Genomic DNA, 23,933 nt, shown 5'->3' with positions numbered 1-23,933 from the left:
TAAAAAACCGGCTCATTGGCCGGCCTGGATGTGCGCGCCACGAAATCGTGACGTTGGGCTTTGTGGCGCAGGATCAGTTGATCCCCGCCTTTGCGAACGCCAACGGCTCCAGCTCCTTGAGCTGGTCCAGCGTCAACGGCTTGAAGTTCTTGTCGAGTTGCAGCGAGGCGAATCGCTCAGCAGTAAGCCCGCCATCCCGGAACAGCTTCGCTCGGACCGGACCCAGCGCAGCATCCTGAAACGCCGCAGGCTGCGTTTTCAGCCACTGGTAGTAGGTGAGGCTTGCCGAGACCTGAGCGCCTCCGCCAGCGCCTACGGAAGCCCGCGTAGCACCCTGACCGAACAGCGCGGACAGCTTGGTGATCGGCGTTATGGTCGTTCGACAGTGGATGTGGAACGGGGGTACAGGTCCCTTGCCCATCTCGTACTCGCGACCATCCAGACTCTTGCACAGCAGGCTGGTTCTCCGGTCCAGTGTGGCCACGATGCGGTAGCCACGGACAAATTCAGCGTTTGCCTTCAGGGTCTCCATGCGCGCGGTAGCGGCTACATGCTGGACGGCGGTGTGCACCACCGACTTGGCGTTGCGGTTGCTGACCGCCAACACGCCGTCGGTGAAGTTCTGCGCGGCGGTACCGCGAATGGCCTGGGTAATCTCTGCGTTGGTCTGGCCCTGGACAACCCCGAGCCGTATAGCATTCGTCACTCGGTCCGATTCGGTCCGCGTCCAGCCATTGAGAAACGGCTTTAGCAAGGTGCCACCATCGATCCCGGACACTTGCAGCGGCTGGGTGTTGATCGCGGCCCGGATAAGGGAATCGGCCGGCATGACAGCATCGATCAGCAGCGCCTTCGCCAGGCTTCGACCTTCGAAGGCAGCCTCGTACAGCGCGATGTCCACTAGGTCTGACTGCATCCGGTTGCTGAAGGCCTTGTAGATATCCAGCAACTTGCCGCCCACCCGCCCCAAGAACTCCTCGAGCCGGCTTCGGCTGTAGGTGGTCAACTCCTTGCGGGTAAGCTGGTCGCGGACCTGGGTGTCGACCTTGCGAAGCACGGCCTCGAACTTCTTGACCTCGCCGGCCTTAAGCCGCTCAAGCAGCACCGAGTGGCGACTTACCTGCTCCAGCAGCTTCTCGTCCGCCGTCTGCTCCAGTTTCGCCATCGTCATTGTCCAGGTTGATGCCAGCCGACTCGCGTTCGTCGCTGATCAGCGACGCCTCTTCGTCGTATGGTCGCTCCGGCAGCTTGCCGGTGGTGAGGTACTGCCAGTAGGTCTCGGCGCTGATCGTGCCAGCCATGACGCTCTTCTGCAGCTCGGCCAGCACCTGGGCGTTGACTTCAGGAATCACGAACTCTGGCTTGACTGTGAAGACCACTTCATCCGGGTTGTAGCCAGTCCACTCAGCGGCGTACCGCAAAGCCTGCTCGATGCCGGCGGCCGCGGTGATGACGATACTGTGCAACGTGGCGTGCTGGTCGTTCTGACGCGTCTTGCGCGCTTCGCCCGATTCGGTACCTCCCACGTCCATGACCTTTGCGCCAGCCTCTAGCGCTGCGTTCTTCTGGTCTGCCATAGCCTTGCGGACGGCCTCAATGCCGGCGCCCTGGAACTCCAGGTAGCCACAGGAGCCTTTCGGGCCAAGGTCCCAAGCAGCAGAGGGTCCGGTGACACTGAGCTCGACGCTCTCATCAAGCCCCGACACCCACGGCTGCGGGTGGCTGGTCTGGTGCAGCGCGGTGAAGTAGTCGGCGCTGAGCTGGTAGGACTTCAGCGCCGCCCGCGCCATGGTCAGCAGCGGGATCTCGTCCACGTCAGGCGAGTTGTCGGTCGATCCGCAGTAGATGACCGGGATGTACTCCAGACCCCGTACCAGCTGGTTGTCCGTGCCGACCGTGCCCAGTGGACGCGCGTCATCGATGAGCTCCCCACCTTCGTTGCGCACGGCCGTGTAGCAGACCTCGCCCTCCATGTAGAACTCGCGATATACCGTCACGCACTCATGGCTGTAGCGGTCTTCTGCATCCTTCTTCCGGAACTCGCGAAAGACCGCCAGCACAAGATCCTGGCGCCCGCCTTGATCGGCAGTGTCCCAGTTGATGGCGTTGCGCACAGCATAGGTGGCGAAATACGGCTGTCCCGAGTCATCCACATTCACCACCAGCGGCACACGCCCATGGGAAATGGCCTGGCGCACAATGCGTAGGAACAGCTGATTCAAGCCAAAGCCATCGGCAGTGGCGTTCTCTTCCAGCCCCTTCAGGCCTGTCGGCAGCTTCACTTCGGGTATCAGGCGAGATACCAGGCCCATCATTGAGCGCAGAGAATCGCGCACCCAGTGCTCATACTGAGCGCGGTCGGTGTAGTTGATGTAGAGGTAGGCGTTTCCCGTACTGTCCAGCTTCTCGGCCTCAACCATGCCGCTAGGTTTTGGCAGGTTGCGCGGATTGCGCTTGATAGCGCCCTCGCCCTCCAGGGCATCGTCCATCATCCGCCACTCTTCGATGTGAGCGTCGTAGTCTGGATTCGTTGATTGAACAGGCATTACGCCAAACCTCCGATGCGGCGAGTGCCGGCCGACTGGCTCTTGATTGGGTACCGCTTGGCGATGAAGTAGCCCGCGGCGTCGTTCATGTGGTCATGGCCCTTCTTGGGGTCTTTGTCCGGCTCGCCCTTGTCGTTGTAGGTCTGCCGCTCCAGGCAAAGCGTGAGCTGCGGGCACTGGTCGATGTTGACCTTCAGCCGGCGCTCGCCGTACGTGTTTAGGAGCATCGCGTTCAGCGCGTTCACCCGATCCTTGACACTCGGGTTGGACGAGTCGACCACCACGGTGAAACCCGCCTTCTTGAGCAACGACAGGTCGGATTCACTGGCATTCTTGCTGCTGGTGTTCTGGCCGCTTGCGTCTGGGTAAACCGCGATGCCATGGCCAGGGAACCGGGCCTTGATCTTCTCGATCATCTCCGGCGTATCTCGCACGGCGTGAAACTCATCCAGGGCCAGGGGCAGGTCGTCGCGGACCACGTAGACCACCGCGCTCATCTTCATGACGTTGAAGTCCATGCCGATATGCAGCGCTTCACCGGGCTTGATGCGCTCGCTGGTGCGGCACTCATTCCGGTTGAAGGTGTAGTAGACAACGCCGGCGTAGTTCTCGAAGCTAGCCTCGTATTCTTGCCGGAACGTGCGCGGGTCCATCTTCCGGCGCGCCGCTTCCAGTTCCTCAGCCGGGACGTTGCCGCCCTGCAGCGATGTATACAGCCAGCTCTTGTGGTCTGGCTCGCCGCCGGCCTGGCCGTCGCGGTAGGTGTCGAAGCAGTGGTTGAAGCCTTTTGGGGTGCCGATTCGCAGCGCATGGCCGCCCTTACACTTACCGACACCTGGCACGACGTACTCGCACGTCGACAGCATCGGGCGCAACACCTCTTCCCAAGCCGCCCATTTGCAGTCCGCCCATTCGTCCACAAGGACGAAGAACAGGCCGGAGCCTCGAAGGTCGTCGTAGTTCTCCAGGCCCACACAGCGGATCAGGTGACCGCTCTTGAGCGTGATGAGCATGTCCGACTCGTTCGGCTTGCATTCCCGCCACTCACGCGGGATGGCCTGCTTCAGCCGGCGCCAGAACACCCGGCGGGCCTGCTTCTGCGTCGGGGCTGCATACCAGATCTCGTCCTCGACGCTCACGCCCCACTCCGCAGCCAGGCGGGCCGCGCGGCGCATCTCTGCCTTACCGAGGAACGTCTTGCCGAATCGGCGACCACACACTGCATCCCGGAAGCGCGCATTACGCTGGAAGCCCCACACATAGATGTTCGCCTGCTTGGGCGTCAGCCTGACCGGTGCCTCATAGGTACGGGGTAGCGGGGACATTCTCATCAGGCTCCAGCTTGTACTCAGCAACGGCGTGCTGCTGGGCCGCCTGGGAGCCCAGGGGCTTGTCGGGTTCGATCTTGCGGTTGACGTACATGTCGCCGCATTCCTTAGCTGCCTGCTCGTACAGCTGGGCAGTCAGCGCCAGGTTGCGCATGTTCTCGGCTTTCTCGGCCATCCTGCCCAGGCCGCGTAGCCGGTATGCACGGTTGGCAATCGGGATGTCGCTCGTTTCCTCGCGAAACCGCACCCGGCACTCGTGAAAATAGTCTTTCCACTTCTGAGCCAGGTCGCGTCCTGAGTACTTGGTAGGGTCATATCGCTCGCACAGTTGCCGAGAGACATCGATCCCGAATTGATCCTTGACGGCCTGCGACACCTGACTTGGTGTATCGAAGCAGGCCAGAGCCTGAACAATAAAGGCCTTCACCTCATTTTTCAGGACTGCCATAGGTTTCGGTTCCGTCAAGGGCTGTCAAGGATCAAGCCGACTTGAGTAGACAGGTTCCGCAGGCCCTCGAAATGTTGATTTTGGCCACCTCGGGCGGCCGGCTTGCAGCTTCGATCAGCTGCTGTACGTCGTGCCCAGCACCGTAGCGGCGAACCACTCCGACGAACTCTTCGACATCGTGTCCGCGCATCTCAAGCTTGGGCATGCCGTCCTGGGTGAACGCTGGTGCGCCGTACTTATCGAGCTTGTGTGCTATGTGGAATAGCTCATGTTCGACCAAGGCGCAGAACTCCAGATCGGAACACTGAGCGCAGTAGTCGGCAGCCAGGGTGATGAGGAAGTCAGGTTCTTCGCCGAACCAGTCCCGCATCTGCTGCTCTTGGCGCGCCTTCTGCCACCCGCCAGCGCGGATCATCAGTTGCTCGGCCTGGCCAAGCACATTGCGACCTTTCTTGGTAAACGCAGAGGAGGCCCACAGAACGCCGATATTGGCGTCGATGAGGTGCGCATGCTCGGGGTTGTGGATGCTACCTGTCTCGGCCAGTATTTCTCGCTGGATCCAGTCCCATACTTCGGGAGCAGGCTCCAGGGTAAGCCAGAGGGATTCAAGCAATTCGCCAGGCGGCATCGGTCTGCTCATGATCGCTCCCGCGCCACAAAATGGCATCTCTAGATTTTGTGGCGCGCTACGACTTGCGCCGCTCGATACCACCAGGGCCGTACCGGCAATCCTTCAGGCAGTGCTCGCAATTCAGCACGCGGCACAGCCAGGCTTTGACCCGCTGCCAGTACATGACGATGAAGATGTGTCGGGCTCCAGCCAGGGCCAGAAAGGCCAGCAGGGTTGTTCCTGCGACCGAGGGTGCGAAGAAGATGCGGTCACTGCGGGCCAGCACGGCATAGCCGCTCAGGGCGATAACCGCATAGATGACCTTCCCCACCACCCCATCCCGAACCTTTCCGCTCAGCACGCACCAGGTCGCCCAGATGGCGATCATTCCGGATGAGGCCGCGTTGATGTACTCGAGGATCATCCCGCACCTCCCCCGAACCTCGATTTGATCAGGGACCAAAGGTCGGCGGCTTTGATTGCACGGTGAATGGCAGCGATGAGAGAGCCGCCAAAGGTGCCAAGGAGGAAGCCGACACCGGCAACACTCCGAGGCTCTACGATTCCGAAATAGGCGCTGACCATGCCGGTCAGGTAGTGCGCACAGGCGGCGCCCGTGGTCAGGAACAGCAGCCAGGCCTTTCGGTCTGTCAGGTCGTCACGGTGCCACCAGCTGGCGACTACGGCCCCAATGAGGCCCGCAATGGCCCAGTCGAGCTTTTCGAGCAGGCGGTGAAAAAACTCCATGCGCTCGACTCCGTAGCTGGGCATGAATGGTGCCGCCACAAGGATTCGAACCCTGGGCCCTCCGCTTACAAGGCGGACGCTCTGCCGGCTGAGCTATGGCGGCGAATGGCTGGCAAGGCAGGATTCGAACCTACGACCACCCGGTTAACAGCCGGGAGCACTACCGCTGTGCTACTTGCCAGTGGTTGGAGCGGGTAGAGGGAATCGAACCCTTCTCTGCTCAGCTTGGAAGGCTGGCGACGAACCGGACGCTTACCCGCAGAAACGAAAAAGCCCAGCGCAGTGGCCGGGCTTCGAAGTGATGTTTGCCGAAGGCAAAATTGTCACGATGGGAATAAGTCTGCCTGAGCCGGACATTTGTCGTCAAGCAGCATTTTTCATAATTTTTATCGCTGAAGAGACAGGCACAAGCGCCTCCTTGTCAAGGTCATTGCAAGCGTTGAAACAGGCCTGAATGAAACCTTCCCATTCCCTGCCCCATTGCTCTGACGACAGCTCAAGGCCCAGCACATGCAGCAGCCACGCCCTGAATGATTCAGGCGTAGGGCATGGATCAATCCCTTCGCTCTGTCCGCCCTGGTGCATGCGGCGGTACCGGTGGAGCACGCCCGACGCGACCAGGCGGGCCTTCTCGAACTTCTTGGCGTACATCCTCGGCCCCGCTGCGTATGCCATCTGGAAGACTGCCGCTTGAGCATCATCCGCATCGTCCGCTGTAGCCATCGGGCTGTACATGTGGTTGCCGAACGCCTTCAGGTGGGCGGGAAGCGTGTCGATCGCCTGCTGAATGCGGCCGGCAACCGCCTGGTGCGCCTGATGGCCTGATTTCCGCTGTCTGTCGGTCTTCTGGATCAAGCGGCCGAGTAGCCCCATTTCCTGCATCACTGCACCCTGGCTATCGCGAGGCTGGTAGTAGCAGTCATGCCACGCGGATCTTGCTGAATTCAGTTTCATGCCGCCTCCCGGTCCGTGTACCAGATCCGTCCAAGCTTTATCGCGCTGATAACTGGCTGCGATACGCCAAATCTCTCCGCGATATCCACCTGCCGTATAGTCCCTATCAAAGCCTTTATCTCCTTCACTTGCTCGAAGGACAGCTTGTGCTGGCACCTGCCATGCCGAGACCGGTCAGCGCAGTTCTCCACGTGGAAATCCCATCTCAAATTCTCAAGCCTGTTGTCGCCTTGGTCTCCATTCCGATGAAGCGCCTCCATCCCCTCCGGACATGGGCCAGAAAACGCTTCAAGCACAATGCGATGAACGTGAACCGTCTTCTGCTGGCCTTCGGCGTTGAGCGTCAGGTGGTAATAGCCGTTTGACTTGCGAGTTGGTTTTAGAATCCTCCCCTTTACCGGCCTACTCCGACCAAGGCTGTCGACCACTACTTGATCCAGCGTCATCACCACCCCGAGATCAGAGACCATGTGGGTGCTCTCGAATCCAACCACTGGGCGCCAAGCCTGGCGAGCGCTGTTCAGTTGCATTGGCGGCCCTCCTTGCGTTTGCGATTCGCTGCGATCTTCATCCCCATGACCACGGTCAGCAGACAGGAGACCGCTTGCAGGCCGAAGAAGGCCCAGGCGATTTGTGTCCAGTTCATGCTGCGGCCCTCCGTAGGTCTTTGAGCTTCTGCCTGTACAGGGCCTTAATGGCCCGCAGGTCTTCGATGGTCAGGCGCAGGGCCTTATGAGGGCCCTCCAGCCACTCAACTGCTTCTGCGCCGATACGCTTCACCAATCGGATGCGATACTCGACGACGTTCCCAGACATGTTTCGATTGCATTTGACGCACTGCCTGTGGACATTGAGCGGTTCGAATCGGAGTTCTGGGCAGGCGGCCACCGACCGGTAATGTCCAGCATCCCAGCGGCTTCCGGTGATCAGGTCATGATCGCTTGGGTTTGAGTCGCAGCTGATACACGGCAGGCCTGCGTCGCGTTCGCGAATGTACGCATTAAAAGCCTGCTGTGCCTCCCGCAGGTGGTCGCCCTTCGTCTTCAGCTTCTCACGGCGCGCCTTGAGGTCTTCCCTGGCCTGCTTGGTGATGGCCTTGGCGGCAACCTTCTGCAGCTTCGGGTCTTTTGCCATTGCCCGAGCACAGGCCATGCTGCAAACCGTCTGCGTCGACAGAGAGGGCTTGAACCGCTGACCACAGCCTGGCGCCTTGCACTTCTTCGGCTTGATCTCCTTGGCAAGCATCACGCGGCCTCCCCGAACTCGATCCGCATCTTCATGTACTCACTGTCTTCCGGGTGCGAGAGGTAGATCCCATGGTCATTGGCCCACATATCCACGCAAGTCATGAAGGCGTGCATTGCGCCCTTGTCCAACTCGCTGGTATGGCGAAGCTCGTGACGCTCTGTGATCTCGCCGGTCTGCAGGTTGATATCCCTGATCACCTCCTCGCCCAAGAAGGTCTGCTTGAGGTTGCGCTTCACGTTCTCCATGTTCATCGCGGCACCGGTGGCGAAGGTGGTCTTGCCCATGCGCACGAAGAACTGGGCGATCTCTTCGCACCACTTGTGGAACAGGGCGTTCTGAGGAAGGCTCCGCCCAGCCCCGGTGATAGCCACGTTGCAGGGGAAGCCCTTCTTGCGGATCGCGGCCTGGAGCTCGGCTAGGTCGCTGATCTGATTGAGGCGGATCTTCTCAGCCATGGTCGCGACCCTCGATCTTGCTGCACTCGAAGGTGCGCTTGCCGACATAGAACCTACCCAGGCGTTCGCACTCGTTGGCCACCGTGTAGTGCGCCCACACCCAGCCAATGGATACGCCAACCAGCAGCGCGAAAAGGAGGCCGAACTTATCCATAGGATGCCTCCTTGGTCATGGCCGCATCGATCACCGCATCCATTTCAGTCAGCGTTTCAGATTCCCCGCAGCGAACGTCGACCTCGACCTGAATCCAATCCTTCTTGCGCAGCCACCGATACCGCTCGGAATCATTGCGCAGCGCCTCGTTCTCGGCCTTGAGTCGCTCGATTTCCGCCTCTTGCTCGCGCAGCCCCTGCCACTTCAGATCTTCATCGCGAAGCATCTGGTTCTCGGCTTTGAGCTGGTCGCGCTCCTGCTCGACTGTCGCACACAGAGTCGCCACCTCATGCAGGCGCACATCGGCATGCTCGATCTCCGCGAGCAGGGCCAGAGCGGTTTCAGGCGTCAGCTCGCTGTAAAACTCAGCGAGGCGATGGTCTTCCTCGGCCTCGTCTGAGCATTTGGTCGGGTCGCAGGCCAGGGCAATCGCTTTGATCTCTTTCTTGTCGATGTTCATGCGTACCACCTCCCGTGTGCGCTGTGCCCGCGCAGCCATTCGCCGCGCTCGTAGTCTTGGCTTGCCCCGACATACGGGCACTGAGTCCACGCAGTACCATCGGCAGCGGCTTCTAGGCCCTCGACAAATGGAGACTTGAAAGGCGGCTCCTCGCCAGTCAGCGCCTTGATGATTTGGTCTTTGTCGGCGGTCATGGCTTCACCTCGACCTTCAGGCCCTGGGCCTCGATGGCGTGCCTGCAAGCAGCGAAAGCGCCCATTCCGTCGGCAGCTATGCCTGACGGACTAGGAAGCTCCACCACCACGGCCTCGCGGGATTGCCTCCAGGCCTCTTGCCAGAACAGCCATTTGCGGTGAATCGTGCCGAAGTGATAGCTGTCACCACAGCGGCGGATGGACTTTCCGTCAGCCAGGATCATGGACTCGAAGGCGGCGCGCATCTTGTTGGTGTCCATCAGTGCTTCTCCTTGCGGCGCTCTTCGCGTTCGATCTCGTCTCTGCGAATTGCCCGGGTCATCGTGAAGATGCAGTAGCTAAAGGCGAGCAGAAATGGGGCGATCAGGATCCAGCCGTTGATAACCCATGCTTTCCTCCAGGCGAACGACCCAAATTCGGTGCCTGAGTAAACCCAGGGAGCAACCCACAGGGTGTTTAGGGGGCCCCAGACGAAAATTACGAACATGAACAGAGATATGGCCGTTATTACGCAGCGAACACCTGCCCGATCTGTATGGTCACGCATCACACCCCCTCCCCGGCCGTCTGCCCGGCGCGCTTGAACTCAACGTGATACCCGCGCTTCTGGCTGCCATCGGCCATCACGACGCGGCGGTCGGCGCCCTTGGTCATGCGGACGATTTCCTTGCTCTCAACGACAACTGCGAAGCCATCGGCTCGTAGCGCGTCTACGGCTTGTCTTTGCATTGGAGTCATGGGCGTTTCTCCATGAGTTCTGCCAGGGCTGCTCGGGCCTGACGCTTGAGAAGGTAGGTTTCGATGCGGCGGCGCTGGGCTTCTTTGGCCCGCTCCCGGTCTTTCTTGGCCTTGGCGGCCTCAAGGATGCAGCGCACTTCGGCGATCTTTTCGCGGACCTTGGGGCTGGCCTGGGGCCGGACTTCGCCAGTGATCAGTCCAGCGATGGCCTGGCCGTCTTCGGTGATCGGGGTTGTGCGTAGATCGGCCAGGTACACGGCAGCTCGCTCTTGGGGAAGTAGCTGCAAGCGCACAGCGCGCTCGATGGCCTGTGTGCGGCTATTCGGATCAAACCCAAGAGATACTCCCCAGCTGACCGGCTTAGCCTCTGCGCGAGCCTGGGCCACCAGTCGCTCGTAGGCGCTCATGAAGGCCATGCGAGCACCCACTTTGTCGCCAGCTTCGAAGGTTGCGGCTGCCGAGTTCATGGCCACGCGCATCTCGTCGGTCAGCACCACGGTCTCGCGCTCGTCGAAGCCGGCCATAGCGATACCCCACGCCTCGTCCTTTCCTGGGCGCCCGTCAGCGGCCTGGGCATGCTTGAGAATCGTCGCTACGGTCAGGCGGCCACCTTCACGGCGGCAGGTGCGGAGCGCATCGGCCAGCACGGATTCGCTGTACTCGCGCAGATCCTCGACCATCAGCAGTGCTGCGGCCTGGGTGAGCTGTTGGCCCATCACCTCGGCTGTGGCGAACAGGGACAGCAGCAGGTTTTCTTGCTGGGCGTCATTCAGCATGGGTGGCAGCCCTCTTGGCTCGCAGCGCTTCCAGGGCTTGCTCGGCGGCGCTGTAGTTGGCTTGGGTGTGCTCGATCTGGCGGGCGGTGGTGCCGGTCATCTGGCGGTTGGTCACCCACTGGGTGTGATAGGCCTCGGCGTTCTGGAGCAGGTCGCCAAGGCTGTGCATACGGCTGACCAGCTTGCTGTCGTTGATCCGGACGAAGTAGGCGGCGACGTGGTGAGCAACGTCGATGCCGAGACGGTCGATCAGTTGGCCGATCTGGCCGCCAGCCTTGGCGTTCCAAACGGGCCATGCACCATGGCGGCTACGGTAGGCCATCGCGTAGTTGGCCCAGGCCTTGAAGGTTTTGCAGGACTGGTCTTTCGGGCCTGGCATGTCAGCGGGGATTTCGCAGCGAGGCTGCGGCGAGAACGGGACAACCTCGCCCGCCGTGACCTTGGCGACAGCCTGGGTCGCATTAGGTTCAGTGACTGGTTCCTTGAATGGTTCAAGAGAGTGACTGGTTCTGGGTGCAGCTCCTGCACTACCCCCTAGTGAATCTCCTGCACTAGGGGGTGAACCTGCTGCACTACCCTGGTGAATCTGCTGCACTACCCCTGGTGCAGGAGATTCACCACCATCGAGGGTTAGAAAATACACGTTCGACGAGTTACCTTTGGGCCCACCCTTCCTGACCTCCTTGCGAAGAAGCCCCGAGTCGCACAGAGCGGAAATGTGGTTCATGACCGAACGCTTGCTGATCTCGCACTGATCAGCAATGTGCTGGTACGAAGGCCAGCATTCTCCCTGGTCGCTGGCGTTATCAGCCAGCTTGATCAGGACCAGCTTGCGCAATGGATTGCCGACGCGCATTTTCATCGCGGCGACCATAAGGCTCATGCTCACGCTGCACCTCGTACGACTTTGTCGTGGGTGTGCAGGCCGTCCCAGTTCTTCTTCATGGGTAGCTCGCCGGCCAGGTAGAGTTCGTACAGGCGTGCGGCGCCCTTGCGCAGCAGGATCGGCGTGTAGCTGATGAACGCCTCTTTCCCGTGTGGGGTGATTTCCTGCTGGTGCTCGGTCATGTACTTGTCGCGGGCGTAGGCGGCGACGCGGTAGCGGGTACCGGACTTGCTCTCGTTGTAGAGCCAGTTGCGGCGCTCAAGGAAATGGCCCACCTGCATCACGTTGACCCCATTCAGGCCCTTGCAGAACTGGACGTGACTCATACCTTCCTTGAACAGGTTCTCCAGGTGGTCGATCTTCTTGGCCTGGGCCTCGACCTGGACGGTGAGCAGGACGCGGGCTTTCTCCGACTCCAGCGCCATCTGGAGGATTTCCAGCTTGCTGAGGTCGGCGGGCTGGCTTGGTACGCTGTATCCGCCAGTTTTTCGAATGCTGGGCAGAACTTCGCTCACCACCCACTCTTCGAAGCGTTCGGCCTGGGGCAGCTTGGAGCGCATCACCAGGCGGTAAACGTCACGCTCGGGGATGATGTTTGCAGATGGGCCGAGGGTGAACGAATCGTTCACCCCCACAGGACGCGGGCTTTTGCAGTGGTCGCGCACTGCTTTCTGTGGGTTGGAGTAGCCGAGACCTTCCGCCACATCCCTGGCAGAGAACCAGGGCTCTCCGTCAATGAGCACGACGCGAACATCGAAGCCTTCGAAGTTGAACAGATTGACTGTGCGCGCCACAGGATCGTGGTTCGCATTTTGTGGCGCGCCCCTGTTGAGGGCCTGTACATCAAGTATCGAGGTATGCATATAATTGCCCCACAGTGATGTAGTTGTTGAAGAAGCCGGGCCGCAATCCCGGCTTTTTTGTGCCTGTTGCCAGGGCTTCCCTATTCAGGGCCTTTTAAGGCCGAGGCAGGTGCCGGATCTTCCCGGCGCCTTTTGGCCTCGTTTTCTCGACGAGGCTTTCCCGCACTATCTGGACGGCGTACTGCTCCGGGGTTAACCCGGCTTCCTTCGCCTTCTCTTCAAGCTTTCGGTAAAAGCGCTCCTCGAGGCCGTGGCAAATCATCGTTTCGGCCATGAGCCCCCCTTGCGGGCCTTCAGGCCGTGTGCGCAGTCTCGTTATCATCCTGAGCGATCAGCAGAGCGAGCTTCTCCTCCACGCACATACGCACGAACACAGCGGGTTGCAGGCGGTGAAGTTTCGCTACAGCCCTCACTGCCTCGTAGGTGTCTTCGTCGTAGCGAGACTTGATCTCCCGGTCTTTCAGGTGGCGGCTATCGTCGTAGCTCATCGAGTGATGGTTCCTTGCTGTTGAAGTGAATTACGCGGCGCCCTTCAGCGCTTTGCGTGCAAACGGAATGAGGTCTGGACGCAAGCCGGCAATGGTGATTTCTCCACCAGATGCGTCTTGCAGACGTTCGGCGAGATCGGCGGAGGCCTTCCGGTGACCACCTGCGAGCTGCCACAGATGGCCCACAGATGTCTTCGCAGCGGCAGCAACTGCCTGGCGCCGCTCGTTGGTGGCCCTGCTCAACCAATCACGGAGGTGATCATTCATGAGGGTTCTCCTTACACATATGGCGAAATTTAGCTCATGGCTAATATTCGAGCAAGGATAATTTAGCTGTGCGCACATTTAGCAGCAAGCTAAACACTGGCATTCTTCGCGTCATGGATATCTATGAGATTCGCAAGCACAACCTGGTCAAGCTGATCGGAAACCAGAGGAAAGGGTCCTGCGCTGAGCGCTGGGGGATGGCTCCTGCGCACCTGAGCCAGATCCTCTCGGACAAGACTGCAAAGAACCTAGGCGACGATGTAGCTCGGCGGATCGAAGGCATCGAAGGCCTGCCCCGCGGATGGTTCGACTCGATCCCTGACGAGACTGCCAACACCGAAATAGCGGAACCGGTCCCGAAGACTGCAGCCGACTTGGTCAAGCAGATGCTGGCAAAGAGTGGCAAAGGGATTTCTGAGGAGACGCGCCAGCGTCTGCTTGCCGCAGCAGAGGAGCCGACTACGTCAAATGTGATCACCGCCGACTTCTCTCGCCCAGGCCTGGTCGGAGATGAGGTCTGGATTGCTCACTACGACGTCCGTGGCTCTATGGGTGGAGGGCAGGTCACGCATGACCATCCAGAGATGCTCCAGGATGTCCGAGTAAGTCCCAAGCACCTTCGTGAATTGGGCGTCGAGTTCAAGGAGCACTTCCACCTGAAGCTGGTGACAGGCTGGGGTCAGTCGATGGCGCCCACGATCAAGAACCGTGATCCGCTGATAGTCGACGTGAGCATCCGCGAGTTTGTCGGCGACGGGATCTACTACTTCTCCTGGGGTGGGCACGAGTACATCAAGCGACTGCAGATCGCAGACGAGGATCACTTCGAGATGATTTCGGACAACCCGCGGCACAAGGATCGGCTGATCCGGCGGGACATGACTTACATCCAGGCCAGGGTGCTGCTGGTCTGGAACGCGCACCTGGTATAGCCATGCCCCCCACCAAGCCCAACCAAGACCTGCGCCGCGACCTTCAAGGCCTGGCCTCCGACTTGAAATGGTCGGCGGTCGAGCTGATGCGCATAGCCGAACGACTGAGCCTGGCTGGAAATGAGCATGACGCCCAGGCGGTGATCAGGATCTGCCAGGTTATGCAAGCTGGGGAGGATAGGTTGGTGGGGTATGGGGATGAGGTTAGGTCCGGCAGCATTATGCGGAAACCATTGCCCTAGAGGGCTTTGAGGCGCCATTGGTTTCCTTCATTGACCAAATAGCTACCGCTCGTTCGAACCAGTGGCGCCTTCGGCTGCCTAACCTATAGTCACTGTACGCGCCACAAAATCGTTAGCTTCGGTTTCGTGGCGCGGATTTCAGTTGACTTATACGGCGACGTATCCATAATCGCCATCCAGTGTTGTCTGTGGATAACCTGTGCACCAGTATTGTCGGAGGTTTCGCATCATGTCTAACAACCCGTTCGTTCTCCGTTGCTACGCAGAGAAGAAGGATGGTTATTGGATTGCTGCCTGCCCGCAATTTACCCTGGCCGCTCAAGGTGAAACCTTTGAAGAGGCCAAGGAGAAACTCGAAGGACAGATCAAGTCCTACGTGGTGGAGGCTCTCACTGTCGACAAGGAGCATGCAGCCGAGCTGCTTGGTCGACGCGCCCCACTATCCATGCGGTTGGGTTATAGCATTAAGGCTTTCTTCTGGACTCTGGCGCAGCGCCGAAGCGCCAAGAAGAAGGTTCGATTCTTCAACGAGCCAACGCTTCAGTACGTTTGCTAAGGATTGTGAATGGGCTTTGGGCGCCATCGTCCCCTTACCTATAGAGAAGTCATCGGCGTCCTGAAGAAGCTAGGCTTCCGCTTCCGAAATCAGGAAGGAAGCCATGAGCAGTGGGTGAAGGACGGAAACCCTTTTCGAAAGGTCACTGTCGACAAGCCCAAGGCCCCATTCCACGGGGACCTCATCAAGTACATGAGTCTCCAGGCGGGCGTGAGCAAGAAAGAGTTCTACAAGCTTGTTGATTAGTTGAAGCCCGCCTCGGCGGGCTTTTTCATACCTGGCAATCTGCCACCATCTGTCCTACAATCCAACTAAGCTGAAGGATCAGCCCCCATCGCAGAGAGCCCGCCACTGAGCGGGCTTTTTGTTGTCTGCGTGATGGCGGATAGCCAGGGTGGTAGGATGGCGGCTCAATTCACAGGGAGGTCGCCATGCTCCGCCACATCCACCGCTTTCTTCTCGCCGCAGTAGTCGCCGTTCTGGCAGGTTGCGCTGGCACCCCATTCACCTTCGGCCAGGCTAGCCAGGTCAAGGTCGGCATGACCGAGGCCCAACTGTACGAGATCATGGGGAATCCATACATGGTCACGTCCAGGGAAGACGGCCAGATGTGGGTCTACAGCCATGCCACGGCATTCGGCGGCGCAAAGTCTGTGTCGTTCGAGACGAAGGACGGAAAAGTGACCAAGGTCCCATACATCCCCAAGGATGTCATCGCCAAGCCTAGCCCTGACGAGTAATCCCTTCTTACTAATCGAAGCCCGCCTAGACGGGCTTTTTGCTGTCTGACTTATAAAGAGGTCGGGTCGATACCGATCAGCCGGAGAGACTCAGCTAGCGATGGGTCGATCACGGCCTCTCCCGTGGTTGAGGCGGCCTGATTGATGCCTACAGTCCGGTACTTCAGGTTTTGCCCGGACAACATCTGCTTGAGGATCTTCTTGGCCTTATCGCCACCAGTGACAGTGTACGGGCTCATCATTTGCGCCGCATTGGTCATTGCTTGATCTTGGGCGCTTTTAACAATTGCTGCCTGCTCTGGCGGCAAATTCATTGAATACTGCGGCACCGCTGGGACTAGCCCAACGGGAGTTTCCTGCGGAGTAATAGTCCAGGCCTCATTCTGATCGATACGCATCTGGACTGTGCCGACCGGGATTTTGAAGCGGCCGCCTGACATCAGACCCACATAGATCTCGTCGCCCTCCTTGCGCACCACCGGATAGAAATGCAGCGACCTGGTGACGATTGACCCGGAAGACGGAAAATCACCAGTCGTAACCATCATGGTCGTTTTGTCGGTGAACTCGTCTGTGGTACCGGTCGCCTGCCAGGTTGGTCCTGCTGCGCACCCGCCTAGAGTCAGTGCGGCAGCTAAAGCCATGATCCGTTTCATTGCTGTCTCCATGGATTTGATGTGCGGATTCTATCAGATAGCCATCACCCGCCTAGTCGGGCTTTTCATGCCCATCAGAAAGGCACCCCCTCTTCCTGCCCCATCGAATCCTCATCCCCTTCCCGCTCGATCATTCGCTCATCATCAGCCGACTTCTCCCACTGCAGGATCACCGATCCGTCATCACAGAAGGTCATGTCTAGGCCTTCGGTTTCAGACAGTATCTCCATGATCGCATCCCAATCCTGATCACGGTCCGTGTCCAGGCGATGGATCAGCACCCTCCTCCCTAGCTGGGCCAGTGGCGAATTGATCATTGCTGATACGCGCAGGCCCAGGCGCTCCAAGCTGGTGAGTTCTTCGCGAGATGAGCTATTCCGCTCTTCGAGTACTGCTGCCATTTTCCTACCCCTATTACTGTATATCCGTACAGTCTTTACTGAATCATAGCTCAACGCTAAGCGGAGCGTAAAGACGTCAGCCTGGGGTAATCGATCGCAAGCACTTTGTCGTCCAGCGAAAATAATTTAGCTCTGAGCTATTGACGATATTTTAGCTTACGGCTAAATTTCACATCACCGAGGCGCTACACAGCCCCTCGGGGGCCCTCGGGCCGACCGCTCTTTACACAACCAGACGTGACCACCTCGACGCACCCAGGCCATTACCTGGGTCGGGACAAGCTAAGCCGTCGACCACGCCAGTTAGGACTGGCCCATGCCCGGCTCTGGATACCGGGCCAGGACGACCTGCTGACGCATCTGGAATCAGCGGCAATCGTTCTGCGCTGTTAGCGCTCCCTGCCGGAGCCAAGATGAGGCGATTCACCGGCACAGCTCGAAGCAGTGAGCAGTAATGCCTTCCAGGGTGGCGAGTAACCCTGTACCGACAGCCAGAAGCCTAAGCCAGCGACCGACGCCAGTAGCGGGTCGCAGCAGATTTCCTCGATGCCCTTCTCACGAGGGGTATCAGGGAAATCCCCTGAGTTGTAAACCAGAAGCTTACAACTGAACCACAGCCCTGGAGGGCATATCGATGTCAGGCACATTCGAACAAGGCTGGGCGGCGCGACCGTTCGCCGAGCAGTTCCCGCAGATGGATGCGAAAGAAGCCGAACGCCTCGACCGTCTGAACCATGCAATCACCGATCTCTACATGGCCGACATGCTGACCGACAGCCAAGTCAAAGCCATTCGGGAAAAGAAGATGCCTCGGGCCGTAGGCAAGGCCGTGGCGAAGATGAAGGCGCCTGCACGTCAGGTATAGACCTCTGGAGGGCAAGACGATGAATCCTCAGCCAAACAGCCCCAACGGCTGCTTTCAGCGGCACGGGTATACGGTCGTGCGAACTCCAAGCCAAACCGGACCTAGCTTTCACAGGGCCGTTTACGACCACAACGGCCAGCTGATTATGAATCGTGCTGGATACGACGCAGAGATCCAGTTCTGCCGCGAAAACGGACTGATGCTGTAGTTTGAGGCACCACCTATCCCTGACAGCCGGAAAGACGGCGCTTATCGCCAGCCTCTCAACGATGCACAAATGGGCGACCCTGGCCAGGGTGAACGGCCCGATGCCCTGTTCCCCATTGCGGGGTTCATCGGAGTGCAAGTTCGCAGGAGGCATCTGCGCGCGGGGCTGGTAAGCAAGGGAGTAGCTGCCCAAGCGACCTGGCCGTGGCCTGCCTGATCACCAGGCCGAGAAAGTCCGGCGCAGATTGCGGTTCGATTCCGCGGAACTTGCACCCCGATGCATCCCGCATCCCCTTCCCTTCACATGCGACCGCATTGGCAGGCGCCAGGCCACCTTTCACGGTGGGTTTGGTCACCCGCGCCTGGCTCCTGGCCAATGCGGCCACCTCAGAACGGAATCACCATGATTAACAACTTCGCATTTGCGGGCGATGTCGTGCCGAGCAAGGCAGGCGTGTACCTGTGCACAACCGATTCGCAGCACTGCTTCGGCTTCCTCCTTGGCTGGTTCAACGGCCAGTACTGGTACGAATACGAGCGCGGCTGCGACGAACCTCACCGACGCAAGCGCAAGAAAACAGCACGTCTCGCAGTAACGGCGTGGTCGCACATCAACGCGTCGATCTTCTCTGCACCGCTGCGCGAAGAGAAGAAAGCGCCGACCGCACTGCATTACGCCCACCCTACCCGCCCTGAAAAGGATCTGTGGAAGCAGTTCCGCGAATCAGGCGCCGAGCACACCTAACCCACCACCTGGAGGCGACCATGGGCGCACTTCGAGCAGCACAATGGCAGTACGACAACCAGTTGCCGCCGGCGGTGAGCGAAAGCGCTGCCGAGCAGGCTGAGGCCCGCTGGATCGACGACGGCATCGCCGAGCTGATGGAGCGCCGCGACGTGGTGTTCCAGCGCAACTTTCGGCAGCAGGGCGTCACCTACGAACGCTTCGCCCAGGCGGTGGATGAGTTCGTGATGGGTCAGCTCGGTCTCCCGGAGATCAGCAACTCGGTTCTGGGGCGGCTGGTCCTGGATGCGCACTTCAAGATCACCAGCGATGCCGCAGCAGCTGCCGATGAGATCATGAGCGTGGCCAACCCCGACGCCATGCTGCAGGAGATTGCGCGGACGCTACTCACGCCCTTCGCGAAAGAGGGAGTGCTGGCGCAGGCCGAGGCTGAGCAATGAGCCCGCATGTCCTGATCGATCAGGAGCTAGACGCCATGGCCGACCCAGCGACACCCATGTCCTGGCACTCCATGGTGCTCAAGCTATTGACCGAAATGATGGCTGACCAGCGCATAACTATCGAAGAGTTCAACCACTACTGCGGGCGCCTCAACAAGATCGTTGATGGGCGCAAGGAGGCTGCATGACCACGCCGATTTTCCAGTCGATCATCGACGACCAGGTTGCCGAGGTCGCCCAGGCCGTGCCAGACGACCGAATCCTGATGGTGTTCAAGGGCCTGACCTTGGAGGACGCCATGAACCAGGCGCGCCTGGCCCACATCGAGAACCCTGCGGCCTGGTCTGGCCGGGCTTACCTCTGCGGCATGTGCACGCTGGCCTATGAGGTTCGGGCATGAAGCTTGTTGGCTGGAAATCAGGAGTTCCTGATAGCAACCGAGTGGTTCAAGCGCTACGCCAACTCGACAACGGATCACGAGTTCGATGGAGATGCCGATTCCACTCCCATGAAGGGCGATGGGCAACCCATGACGGCATCTTCATCGGCGGCGTATTGGGCTGGAGAGAGCTGAAATGACCAGCTACCAGCGCGCTCGCCGCCTGGTCATCTGGCGCGGCTCCTTCTCCATGCTCTTCGCCTGTTCCGTCTTCATGCTCGCCAGCGCGCTGGCCGGCAGCATCACTTCCTGAACACACACCCGGCGCACGGCGGGCCTTCGGGATAACCGTACCCCTTCGGGAGCGTAAGCGGCGAGAGCGCGCAACCATCCACCGCAGCCAGGGCCTGGAGCGTACCTCCGTGCCTGGGTGACCTGGCATTCCCCCTATTTCAACTGACGGCGCCGGCCTGGCGCGAGGTGACAAATGTCCAATGCAAACATGCGCATCTGGGACCAGGTTGACACGACCGACCCTAGTGCAACGAAAAACTTCACTGGGATGGGCGGCTTCAAAGGAACCGCAATCAAACCAACATACCTTATGCGCAAGGCAACTGAGGTCTTCGGCCCTTGCGGTGAGGGATGGGGCTGGAAGGTGCTTGAGGATCGATTCGATGAGGGCGCCCCGCTTTCAGCTCCTACCAAGGAATGGCCGGAGGCGCCGCGAATCAACGCCAAGCTGCACACGATCAAGATTCAGCTTTGGTACCTGGGAAAAGATGGGCAGAAATGCACTGTCGAGCACTACGGCCACACACCGTTTGTTCTTCTCCAGCAGGGCAAGATCATCACGGATTGGGAGGCTGCGAAGAAGTCTCTCACCGACGCTATCGGTAAGTGCCTTCAACCTCTTGGCTTCGCTGCTGACATCCACATGGGCATGTTCGATGACGCCTCCTACGTCGAGACGGTGCGCAGCGAGGTGGCCATTGAGAAGGCAGAGGATAAAGCTGCTGAGGAAGAGCGCCAGAAGCAAGAAAGACTGGAGTGGCTCAAGTCCGCTGTAGAAACCCTGGCAGGCGCCGTCACCATGCATGAGCTGAAAATGCTCAATACCAGATACGTGAAGAGCGCCACTGCACGCAACGAAACAGCATTCCTTCGGCGCCTGACCGAGGCATACGAAGAGCGCAAAGCCTTCCTTGAAGGCGACAAGAAGAAGGAGCAGGCCGCATGAGCACTCTTTACGAGCTGACGGGTCAATTCAAAGAGTTGACCGCCCTTATGGATGGGGCCGATGAAGACATGGCCATCGCTGTACGCGACACCATGGGCGCCATTGAGGCTGAGTTCAATGACAAGGCCCTGGCCGTAAGTCGAGTCATCCTGAACATGGATGGTGATATCGAGGCCGTGGAGGCCGAGATCGATCGCCTCCAGGAGCGAAAGCGGATCATGTCCAATCGCAAGGGGCAGATCATCGACTACCTGCGCGAGAACATGGAGGCGGCGAACATCACCAAGATTAGCTGCCCCCTCTTCACCATCACTCTGGCCAAAGGCCGCGAGTCAGTAATCATCGACGACGAAAAGTCCCTCCCTGACGATTTGGTCGATTCGCGCGTGACCTATGTCCCTGACAAGAAGGCTATCTCCGAGCGGATCAAGTCCGGCCAGGAGGTAAAGGGCGCTCACCTGGAGCGCGGAAAGTCTTCGATCCGCATCAAGTAAGAGATAACTCATGCCAACACTTACCGATATCGGCCGCATTGGCCGCGACGCTGAACTGCGCCACACCCCAAACGGCGATGCCGTCTGCAACCTGGCAATCGCCTGCGACTACGGCCGCAAGGGCCAGGATGGAAAGCGCCCCACCCAGTGGGTGGATGCCACGCTCTGGGGCAAGCAGGCTGAGGCCATGGCTCCATACCTGGTTAAAGGCCAGCAGGTGCACTTCACCGTCGATGATGCGCACGTAGAGGTTTTCACGAAGTCCGACCAGACGCAGGGCGTGAAGCTCACCGGACGGGTGATCATCATCAAGTTCGCCGGAAGCCCGCCTCAGCAATCGCAGGGCAACCAGCCGCCCCAGCAGCCCCGACAGCAACAGCGCACCCAGCAGCGCCAGGCCGCCCAGCAGCAGAGCCAGCAAGGCACGAACGGTCCGGACTACGAAAGCTTCGACGACGATATCCCGTTCGCTCCGCTCCACCATCTGGCAGGTGCATAGCCATGATCGATCACGGCGAGCACCCCAGCATCTACTACGTAGGCCGGGAATGCCGCCGCAACGGTGGCGGCAAGATGGCCAACCCATTCGCCGCTCACACCTTCCGCGGCTCTTGGTGGCTTGCGGGCTGGAATGACATGGATCTGGAAATTGAGCAGAAAAACCCGAAACGCGCTGCAAAGAACAAGGCGGCGTGAGCAGTTCAACCTACCACCCAGCGGATTGAAGGAGGTGCCGTATGGCGATGGACCAGGCGGAACGCGACCGGCGACGGCGCGAGAAGGCCGAACGCCTGCAGGAAGAAGACCTGCGTTTGAAGGTTCGACCAGGGACTAAACAGGCCCTGCTGGAACTGATGGAGTGGGCCGGGATAGAGGAACAGGGCGAGGCGATTACGCTGATGATTCATCACATCGAAGCACTCGGGCATCACGCGCTGTTCAGGATCGCGCGCCACGAAATCGAAGCTCATCGGTCTGTGGCGCGCACTGAGTCGCTGCGGCTTTCAGCCAGGAAGCGAACGGGTCAGCATCTGCGGGCGATATGCGGCTGGGCAGATGCCACATACAGCCAGATGATCGAGGCGCTGATCCATGGCATCCACGCGCTTGGCAGGCTGCACGCGGCGAAGTTTCTCGCCCCGCCGCGGCATGAGATCAGCATCTCGCCGCGCCTGGCCCTGGCCTTCGACCGGAAGAGCATGCTGATGATTCAGCAGGATCCTGGCGACGAGGTATTTGCACCGACTATTCAGCGATCAGCGTGAGAATGATGGTTTCGGGCAATCCCAGTCCTGGCATCTGCTCGTTCGCGTAGCCATGAAAGAATCCGACCTCAGTTTCCATCTCAAATTGACCTTCATCGAGTGGATCGCCTGAATGGTCGTAATTGCCATCAGTGAGTGTGACCTTGAACGCTTTCGGTCCTATTTGATCGGCGTACAGTGGCTTGCATGTGTGCTCATCATAGAGAGCTGTCCCAGCAGCAGACCCGATAGACAATCGCTTCACCCTTACCCTAGCCATTCCAACTCCTTGTTCCGGCCCCATGCCGGTCACCCGTAATACCCCATCCCAAACCAAATTGCCACCATCCCGCATCCAGCTATGGAGAGCGGACTACACCCTGGAGAAAGTCATGACCCAACCTGTACCGCAATTCATTGCTGCTGCTGACCTTCCCGAGCGCGGCCAGCCGCTCGCCGGCGGCATCTTCCTCACCCGCTACTGGCTGAACGGCCAGGAACGCGCCTTGATCCAGCTGGACGACGAGCTCAAGGGGCCCTGGGGCGAATACGGTGTGAAGATTCCGGGCGCCGGCAGCTACAGCGACGGTGAAGCGAACACCCGCGCCATGGCCGAGGCCGGCTGCGAGATCGCCATCAAGGCTCTGGAGCTGGGCGCGCATATCCCGTCCTGCCTGGAAGGCCAGCTGGTGATGGCCGCGAAGGCCGACAGCCTGGTGACCCTGCGTGAAGACCGCTTCCACTGGCTGAGTACGCAGTTCTCCGCCAACAGCGCCTACCTCATGGGCTTTGAGAATGGCTGGCTCGACTACTACGACAAGGACTTCGAGCGTCTTGTCCGCCCTGTCCGCAGCCTTCCCATTCAGTAATTCACCCCTTCATTCCTTTCTCTGCAGGCGATTCCGGGTTCGTCGGAATGGCGATCAGACCAGAAGCACGCCGGGAAGCGCCGGCCGCCTGCCCCTATTTCCATCAGGAGCACAGCATGGACCACGCGCCATTGATCGGTACCCTCAACGTTAACCTATCCGCTCCGTCCCTGAGCCCATTGGCGTTCGCGCTGTTCAGCGCATTGCTCAAGGATCGCAATCACGAAACGCGCGCAACTTCCGAAGATCTCAAACCAACCCCGCCTGCCATCGGCGAATACTGGAAGGGTCAAGGCGGGATCTACGGCGGCCTGCGTCTTTACCCCGAAGGCATGTGTCACGTCATCTTTGCTGAAACCGATGTTGGCAAGCACGCCTTTGGCGATTACGGCGCCGAGGTGGAAGGCACCAACCAGATCGACGGCCGCACCAATACTGCCCTCCTGATCGCCCAGGAAGGCAAGCACCCGGCAGCCATCGCGGCAGTTAGCTACACCGCAGACGGGCACAACGACTTCTACCTGGCGGCGTCTGGCGAGCTGTATCACGGTTACCTGTACCTGCCCCAGGCGTTCGAGAAGGCCTGGTATGTGTCGAGCTCGCAGTTCTCCGCCGACAGCGCCTACCTCATGGACTTTGCGCTTGGCTGGCTCGACTACACCGGCAAGGGCATCGAGCGTCTTGTCCGCCCCGTCCGCAGATTCCTTCAGTAATCCAATTCTTCATTCCTGGGCGCCTCGGCGCCCTCGCTTCTAGGAGGC

Annotated in this window: 44 protein-coding genes and 3 tRNA genes; 17 read left to right on the top strand and 30 right to left on the bottom strand. The window is 59.6% G+C overall.

What is annotated here, in order from left to right; all coding sequences use genetic code 11:
- Positions 1 to 73: 73 nt before the first annotated feature.
- The 27 genes from NJF35_RS11745 to NJF35_RS11620 all read right to left on the bottom strand — a co-directional run bounded on the left by NJF35_RS11745 (position 74) and on the right by NJF35_RS11620 (position 13,162).
- Positions 74 to 1,165, bottom strand: a complete 1,092-nt coding sequence (locus NJF35_RS11745) for a minor capsid protein (RefSeq protein WP_253080827.1) — start codon at positions 1,163 to 1,165, stop codon at positions 74 to 76.
- Positions 1,095 to 2,546, bottom strand: coding sequence for a DUF4055 domain-containing protein (locus NJF35_RS11740; protein WP_253091091.1), 1,452 nt, complete (start codon positions 2,544 to 2,546; stop codon positions 1,095 to 1,097). Before NJF35_RS11740 ends, NJF35_RS11745 begins: the two co-directional genes overlap by 71 nt.
- Entirely contained in the window at positions 2,546 to 3,871 is a 1,326-nt protein-coding gene (locus tag NJF35_RS11735; protein ID WP_253091090.1) for a terminase, read from the bottom strand. The genes NJF35_RS11740 and NJF35_RS11735 overlap by 1 nt, the downstream gene beginning before the upstream one ends.
- Positions 3,846 to 4,322, bottom strand: a complete 477-nt coding sequence (locus NJF35_RS11730) for a DUF2280 domain-containing protein (RefSeq protein WP_253091089.1) — start codon at positions 4,320 to 4,322, stop codon at positions 3,846 to 3,848. Before NJF35_RS11730 ends, NJF35_RS11735 begins: the two co-directional genes overlap by 26 nt.
- A gap of 31 nt (positions 4,323 to 4,353) precedes the next feature.
- Positions 4,354 to 4,962, bottom strand: coding sequence for a putative metallopeptidase (locus NJF35_RS11725; RefSeq protein ID WP_253091088.1), 609 nt, complete (start codon positions 4,960 to 4,962; stop codon positions 4,354 to 4,356).
- 46 nt (positions 4,963 to 5,008) lie between these two features.
- Positions 5,009 to 5,356 (bottom strand): hypothetical protein, encoded by a 348-nt coding sequence (locus tag NJF35_RS11720; protein ID WP_253091087.1) that lies wholly within the window; start codon positions 5,354 to 5,356, stop codon positions 5,009 to 5,011.
- Positions 5,353 to 5,679, bottom strand: coding sequence for a hypothetical protein (locus tag NJF35_RS11715; RefSeq protein WP_044069755.1), 327 nt, complete (start codon positions 5,677 to 5,679; stop codon positions 5,353 to 5,355). Before NJF35_RS11715 ends, NJF35_RS11720 begins: the two co-directional genes overlap by 4 nt.
- A 27-nt stretch (positions 5,680 to 5,706) precedes the next feature.
- A tRNA-Thr gene (locus NJF35_RS11710) sits at positions 5,707 to 5,782 on the bottom strand.
- 3 nt (positions 5,783 to 5,785) lie between these two features.
- Positions 5,786 to 5,860 (bottom strand) — tRNA-Asn (locus tag NJF35_RS11705).
- A gap of 5 nt (positions 5,861 to 5,865) precedes the next feature.
- A tRNA-Ser gene (locus NJF35_RS11700) sits at positions 5,866 to 5,939 on the bottom strand.
- A 103-nt stretch (positions 5,940 to 6,042) separates the two neighbouring features.
- Positions 6,043 to 6,633: a hypothetical protein gene (locus NJF35_RS11695; protein WP_253091086.1), complete on the bottom strand. Its 591-nt coding sequence runs from the start codon at positions 6,631 to 6,633 to the stop codon at positions 6,043 to 6,045.
- A complete protein-coding gene (locus NJF35_RS11690; protein ID WP_253091085.1) occupies positions 6,630 to 7,163 on the bottom strand; it encodes an HNH endonuclease in 534 nt (177 codons plus the stop codon). Before NJF35_RS11690 ends, NJF35_RS11695 begins: the two co-directional genes overlap by 4 nt.
- The gene (locus NJF35_RS24665) at positions 7,154 to 7,279 is read right to left on the bottom strand and encodes a hypothetical protein (RefSeq protein ID WP_262924591.1); all 126 of its coding nucleotides are present in this window, start codon (positions 7,277 to 7,279) and stop codon (positions 7,154 to 7,156) included. The genes NJF35_RS11690 and NJF35_RS24665 overlap by 10 nt, the downstream gene beginning before the upstream one ends.
- Complete coding sequence (locus tag NJF35_RS11685) at positions 7,276 to 7,878, bottom strand: recombination protein NinG (RefSeq protein ID WP_253091084.1); 603 nt, start codon at positions 7,876 to 7,878, stop codon at positions 7,276 to 7,278. Before NJF35_RS11685 ends, NJF35_RS24665 begins: the two co-directional genes overlap by 4 nt.
- Positions 7,878 to 8,336, bottom strand: coding sequence for a hypothetical protein (locus NJF35_RS11680; protein WP_253080838.1), 459 nt, complete (start codon positions 8,334 to 8,336; stop codon positions 7,878 to 7,880). The genes NJF35_RS11685 and NJF35_RS11680 overlap by 1 nt, the downstream gene beginning before the upstream one ends.
- A complete protein-coding gene (locus NJF35_RS11675; protein WP_253080839.1) occupies positions 8,329 to 8,490 on the bottom strand; it encodes a hypothetical protein in 162 nt (53 codons plus the stop codon). The genes NJF35_RS11680 and NJF35_RS11675 overlap by 8 nt, the downstream gene beginning before the upstream one ends.
- Complete coding sequence (locus tag NJF35_RS11670) at positions 8,483 to 8,950, bottom strand: hypothetical protein (protein ID WP_253091083.1); 468 nt, start codon at positions 8,948 to 8,950, stop codon at positions 8,483 to 8,485. The genes NJF35_RS11675 and NJF35_RS11670 overlap by 8 nt, the downstream gene beginning before the upstream one ends.
- A complete protein-coding gene (locus tag NJF35_RS11665; RefSeq protein ID WP_253080841.1) occupies positions 8,947 to 9,144 on the bottom strand; it encodes a hypothetical protein in 198 nt (65 codons plus the stop codon). The genes NJF35_RS11670 and NJF35_RS11665 overlap by 4 nt, the downstream gene beginning before the upstream one ends.
- Positions 9,141 to 9,404 (bottom strand): hypothetical protein, encoded by a 264-nt coding sequence (locus tag NJF35_RS11660; RefSeq protein ID WP_253091082.1) that lies wholly within the window; start codon positions 9,402 to 9,404, stop codon positions 9,141 to 9,143. Before NJF35_RS11660 ends, NJF35_RS11665 begins: the two co-directional genes overlap by 4 nt.
- Positions 9,404 to 9,691, bottom strand: a complete 288-nt coding sequence (locus tag NJF35_RS11655; RefSeq protein ID WP_155766711.1) for a hypothetical protein — start codon at positions 9,689 to 9,691, stop codon at positions 9,404 to 9,406. The genes NJF35_RS11660 and NJF35_RS11655 overlap by 1 nt, the downstream gene beginning before the upstream one ends.
- Positions 9,691 to 9,882, bottom strand: a complete 192-nt coding sequence (locus tag NJF35_RS11650) for a hypothetical protein (protein WP_253091081.1) — start codon at positions 9,880 to 9,882, stop codon at positions 9,691 to 9,693. The genes NJF35_RS11655 and NJF35_RS11650 overlap by 1 nt, the downstream gene beginning before the upstream one ends.
- Complete coding sequence (locus tag NJF35_RS11645) at positions 9,879 to 10,658, bottom strand: hypothetical protein (RefSeq protein WP_253091080.1); 780 nt, start codon at positions 10,656 to 10,658, stop codon at positions 9,879 to 9,881. The genes NJF35_RS11650 and NJF35_RS11645 overlap by 4 nt, the downstream gene beginning before the upstream one ends.
- Positions 10,648 to 11,547, bottom strand: coding sequence for a helix-turn-helix domain-containing protein (locus NJF35_RS11640; RefSeq protein ID WP_253091079.1), 900 nt, complete (start codon positions 11,545 to 11,547; stop codon positions 10,648 to 10,650). Before NJF35_RS11640 ends, NJF35_RS11645 begins: the two co-directional genes overlap by 11 nt.
- Complete coding sequence (locus NJF35_RS11635) at positions 11,544 to 12,407, bottom strand: Bro-N domain-containing protein (protein ID WP_253091078.1); 864 nt, start codon at positions 12,405 to 12,407, stop codon at positions 11,544 to 11,546. The genes NJF35_RS11640 and NJF35_RS11635 overlap by 4 nt, the downstream gene beginning before the upstream one ends.
- A 94-nt stretch (positions 12,408 to 12,501) precedes the next feature.
- Positions 12,502 to 12,681: a hypothetical protein gene (locus NJF35_RS11630; RefSeq protein ID WP_253091077.1), complete on the bottom strand. Its 180-nt coding sequence runs from the start codon at positions 12,679 to 12,681 to the stop codon at positions 12,502 to 12,504.
- Positions 12,682 to 12,700: 19 nt separating this feature from the next.
- Positions 12,701 to 12,895: a hypothetical protein gene (locus NJF35_RS11625; protein ID WP_085598710.1), complete on the bottom strand. Its 195-nt coding sequence runs from the start codon at positions 12,893 to 12,895 to the stop codon at positions 12,701 to 12,703.
- Between the two features lie 30 nt (positions 12,896 to 12,925).
- A complete protein-coding gene (locus NJF35_RS11620) occupies positions 12,926 to 13,162 on the bottom strand; it encodes a helix-turn-helix domain-containing protein (protein WP_253091076.1) in 237 nt (78 codons plus the stop codon).
- Positions 13,163 to 13,275: 113 nt separating this feature from the next.
- Here NJF35_RS11620 and NJF35_RS11615 point away from each other — a divergent pair, with 113 nt between their 5' ends.
- The 5 genes from NJF35_RS11615 to bamE all read left to right on the top strand — a co-directional run bounded on the left by NJF35_RS11615 (position 13,276) and on the right by bamE (position 15,632).
- Complete coding sequence (locus NJF35_RS11615; protein WP_253091112.1) at positions 13,276 to 14,094, top strand: helix-turn-helix transcriptional regulator; 819 nt, start codon at positions 13,276 to 13,278, stop codon at positions 14,092 to 14,094.
- Between the two features lie 2 nt (positions 14,095 to 14,096).
- On the top strand, positions 14,097 to 14,336 hold the full coding sequence (locus tag NJF35_RS11610; protein WP_253091075.1) for a hypothetical protein: 240 nt from the start codon (positions 14,097 to 14,099) through the stop codon (positions 14,334 to 14,336).
- Positions 14,337 to 14,565: 229 nt separating this feature from the next.
- A complete protein-coding gene (locus tag NJF35_RS11605; protein ID WP_253091074.1) occupies positions 14,566 to 14,892 on the top strand; it encodes a type II toxin-antitoxin system HicB family antitoxin in 327 nt (108 codons plus the stop codon).
- Positions 14,893 to 14,901: 9 nt separating this feature from the next.
- Complete coding sequence (locus NJF35_RS24855) at positions 14,902 to 15,138, top strand: type II toxin-antitoxin system HicA family toxin (protein ID WP_061302602.1); 237 nt, start codon at positions 14,902 to 14,904, stop codon at positions 15,136 to 15,138.
- A 185-nt stretch (positions 15,139 to 15,323) separates the two neighbouring features.
- Positions 15,324 to 15,632 (top strand): outer membrane protein assembly factor BamE, encoded by a 309-nt coding sequence (bamE, locus tag NJF35_RS11600; RefSeq protein ID WP_253091073.1) that lies wholly within the window; start codon positions 15,324 to 15,326, stop codon positions 15,630 to 15,632.
- A gap of 50 nt (positions 15,633 to 15,682) precedes the next feature.
- On the opposite strand, the gene NJF35_RS11595 is transcribed toward bamE, so the two are convergent.
- Positions 15,683 to 16,288 (bottom strand): hypothetical protein, encoded by a 606-nt coding sequence (locus tag NJF35_RS11595; protein ID WP_253091072.1) that lies wholly within the window; start codon positions 16,286 to 16,288, stop codon positions 15,683 to 15,685.
- 74 nt (positions 16,289 to 16,362) lie between these two features.
- The gene (locus NJF35_RS11590; RefSeq protein ID WP_253091071.1) at positions 16,363 to 16,689 is read right to left on the bottom strand and encodes a DUF1654 domain-containing protein; all 327 of its coding nucleotides are present in this window, start codon (positions 16,687 to 16,689) and stop codon (positions 16,363 to 16,365) included.
- Positions 16,690 to 17,323: 634 nt separating this feature from the next.
- On the opposite strand from NJF35_RS11590, the gene NJF35_RS11585 reads away from it, so the two are divergent.
- The 10 genes from NJF35_RS11585 to NJF35_RS11540 all read left to right on the top strand — a co-directional run bounded on the left by NJF35_RS11585 (position 17,324) and on the right by NJF35_RS11540 (position 22,324).
- On the top strand, positions 17,324 to 17,554 hold the full coding sequence (locus NJF35_RS11585) for a hypothetical protein (protein WP_253091070.1): 231 nt from the start codon (positions 17,324 to 17,326) through the stop codon (positions 17,552 to 17,554).
- A 610-nt stretch (positions 17,555 to 18,164) separates the two neighbouring features.
- Positions 18,165 to 18,506, top strand: a complete 342-nt coding sequence (locus NJF35_RS11580; protein WP_253091069.1) for a hypothetical protein — start codon at positions 18,165 to 18,167, stop codon at positions 18,504 to 18,506.
- A gap of 20 nt (positions 18,507 to 18,526) precedes the next feature.
- Positions 18,527 to 18,946, top strand: coding sequence for a hypothetical protein (locus tag NJF35_RS11575; protein ID WP_253091068.1), 420 nt, complete (start codon positions 18,527 to 18,529; stop codon positions 18,944 to 18,946).
- Positions 18,943 to 19,134 (top strand): hypothetical protein, encoded by a 192-nt coding sequence (locus NJF35_RS11570; protein WP_253091067.1) that lies wholly within the window; start codon positions 18,943 to 18,945, stop codon positions 19,132 to 19,134. Before NJF35_RS11575 ends, NJF35_RS11570 begins: the two co-directional genes overlap by 4 nt.
- Entirely contained in the window at positions 19,131 to 19,346 is a 216-nt protein-coding gene (locus NJF35_RS11565; RefSeq protein WP_253091066.1) for a hypothetical protein, read from the top strand. The genes NJF35_RS11570 and NJF35_RS11565 overlap by 4 nt, the downstream gene beginning before the upstream one ends.
- Positions 19,347 to 19,812: 466 nt before the next feature.
- Entirely contained in the window at positions 19,813 to 20,565 is a 753-nt protein-coding gene (locus NJF35_RS11560) for a hypothetical protein (protein WP_253091065.1), read from the top strand.
- A complete protein-coding gene (locus NJF35_RS11555; protein WP_253091064.1) occupies positions 20,562 to 21,059 on the top strand; it encodes a siphovirus Gp157 family protein in 498 nt (165 codons plus the stop codon). Before NJF35_RS11560 ends, NJF35_RS11555 begins: the two co-directional genes overlap by 4 nt.
- Positions 21,060 to 21,069: 10 nt before the next feature.
- Positions 21,070 to 21,558, top strand: coding sequence for a single-stranded DNA-binding protein (gene ssb / locus NJF35_RS11550; RefSeq protein WP_253091063.1), 489 nt, complete (start codon positions 21,070 to 21,072; stop codon positions 21,556 to 21,558).
- Between the two features lie 2 nt (positions 21,559 to 21,560).
- Complete coding sequence (locus tag NJF35_RS11545) at positions 21,561 to 21,755, top strand: hypothetical protein (RefSeq protein ID WP_253091062.1); 195 nt, start codon at positions 21,561 to 21,563, stop codon at positions 21,753 to 21,755.
- Between the two features lie 41 nt (positions 21,756 to 21,796).
- Entirely contained in the window at positions 21,797 to 22,324 is a 528-nt protein-coding gene (locus NJF35_RS11540; RefSeq protein WP_253091061.1) for a hypothetical protein, read from the top strand.
- On the opposite strand, the gene NJF35_RS11535 is transcribed toward NJF35_RS11540, so the two are convergent.
- A complete protein-coding gene (locus NJF35_RS11535) occupies positions 22,305 to 22,583 on the bottom strand; it encodes a hypothetical protein (protein ID WP_253091060.1) in 279 nt (92 codons plus the stop codon). The two genes, NJF35_RS11540 and NJF35_RS11535, sit on opposite strands and share 20 nt — an antisense overlap.
- A gap of 112 nt (positions 22,584 to 22,695) precedes the next feature.
- Here NJF35_RS11535 and NJF35_RS11530 point away from each other — a divergent pair, with 112 nt between their 5' ends.
- Positions 22,696 to 23,172 (top strand): hypothetical protein, encoded by a 477-nt coding sequence (locus tag NJF35_RS11530; protein ID WP_253091059.1) that lies wholly within the window; start codon positions 22,696 to 22,698, stop codon positions 23,170 to 23,172.
- A gap of 116 nt (positions 23,173 to 23,288) precedes the next feature.
- Entirely contained in the window at positions 23,289 to 23,885 is a 597-nt protein-coding gene (locus NJF35_RS11525; RefSeq protein ID WP_253091058.1) for a DUF1566 domain-containing protein, read from the top strand.
- Positions 23,886 to 23,933: the final 48 nt, after the last annotated feature.

The organism is Pseudomonas guariconensis, from assembly GCF_024127895.1.
In the GTDB taxonomy this organism is placed as follows: Bacteria; Pseudomonadota; Gammaproteobacteria; order Pseudomonadales; family Pseudomonadaceae; genus Aquipseudomonas; species Aquipseudomonas guariconensis_B.
This window is presented reverse-complemented; position numbering and strand designations above follow the sequence as displayed.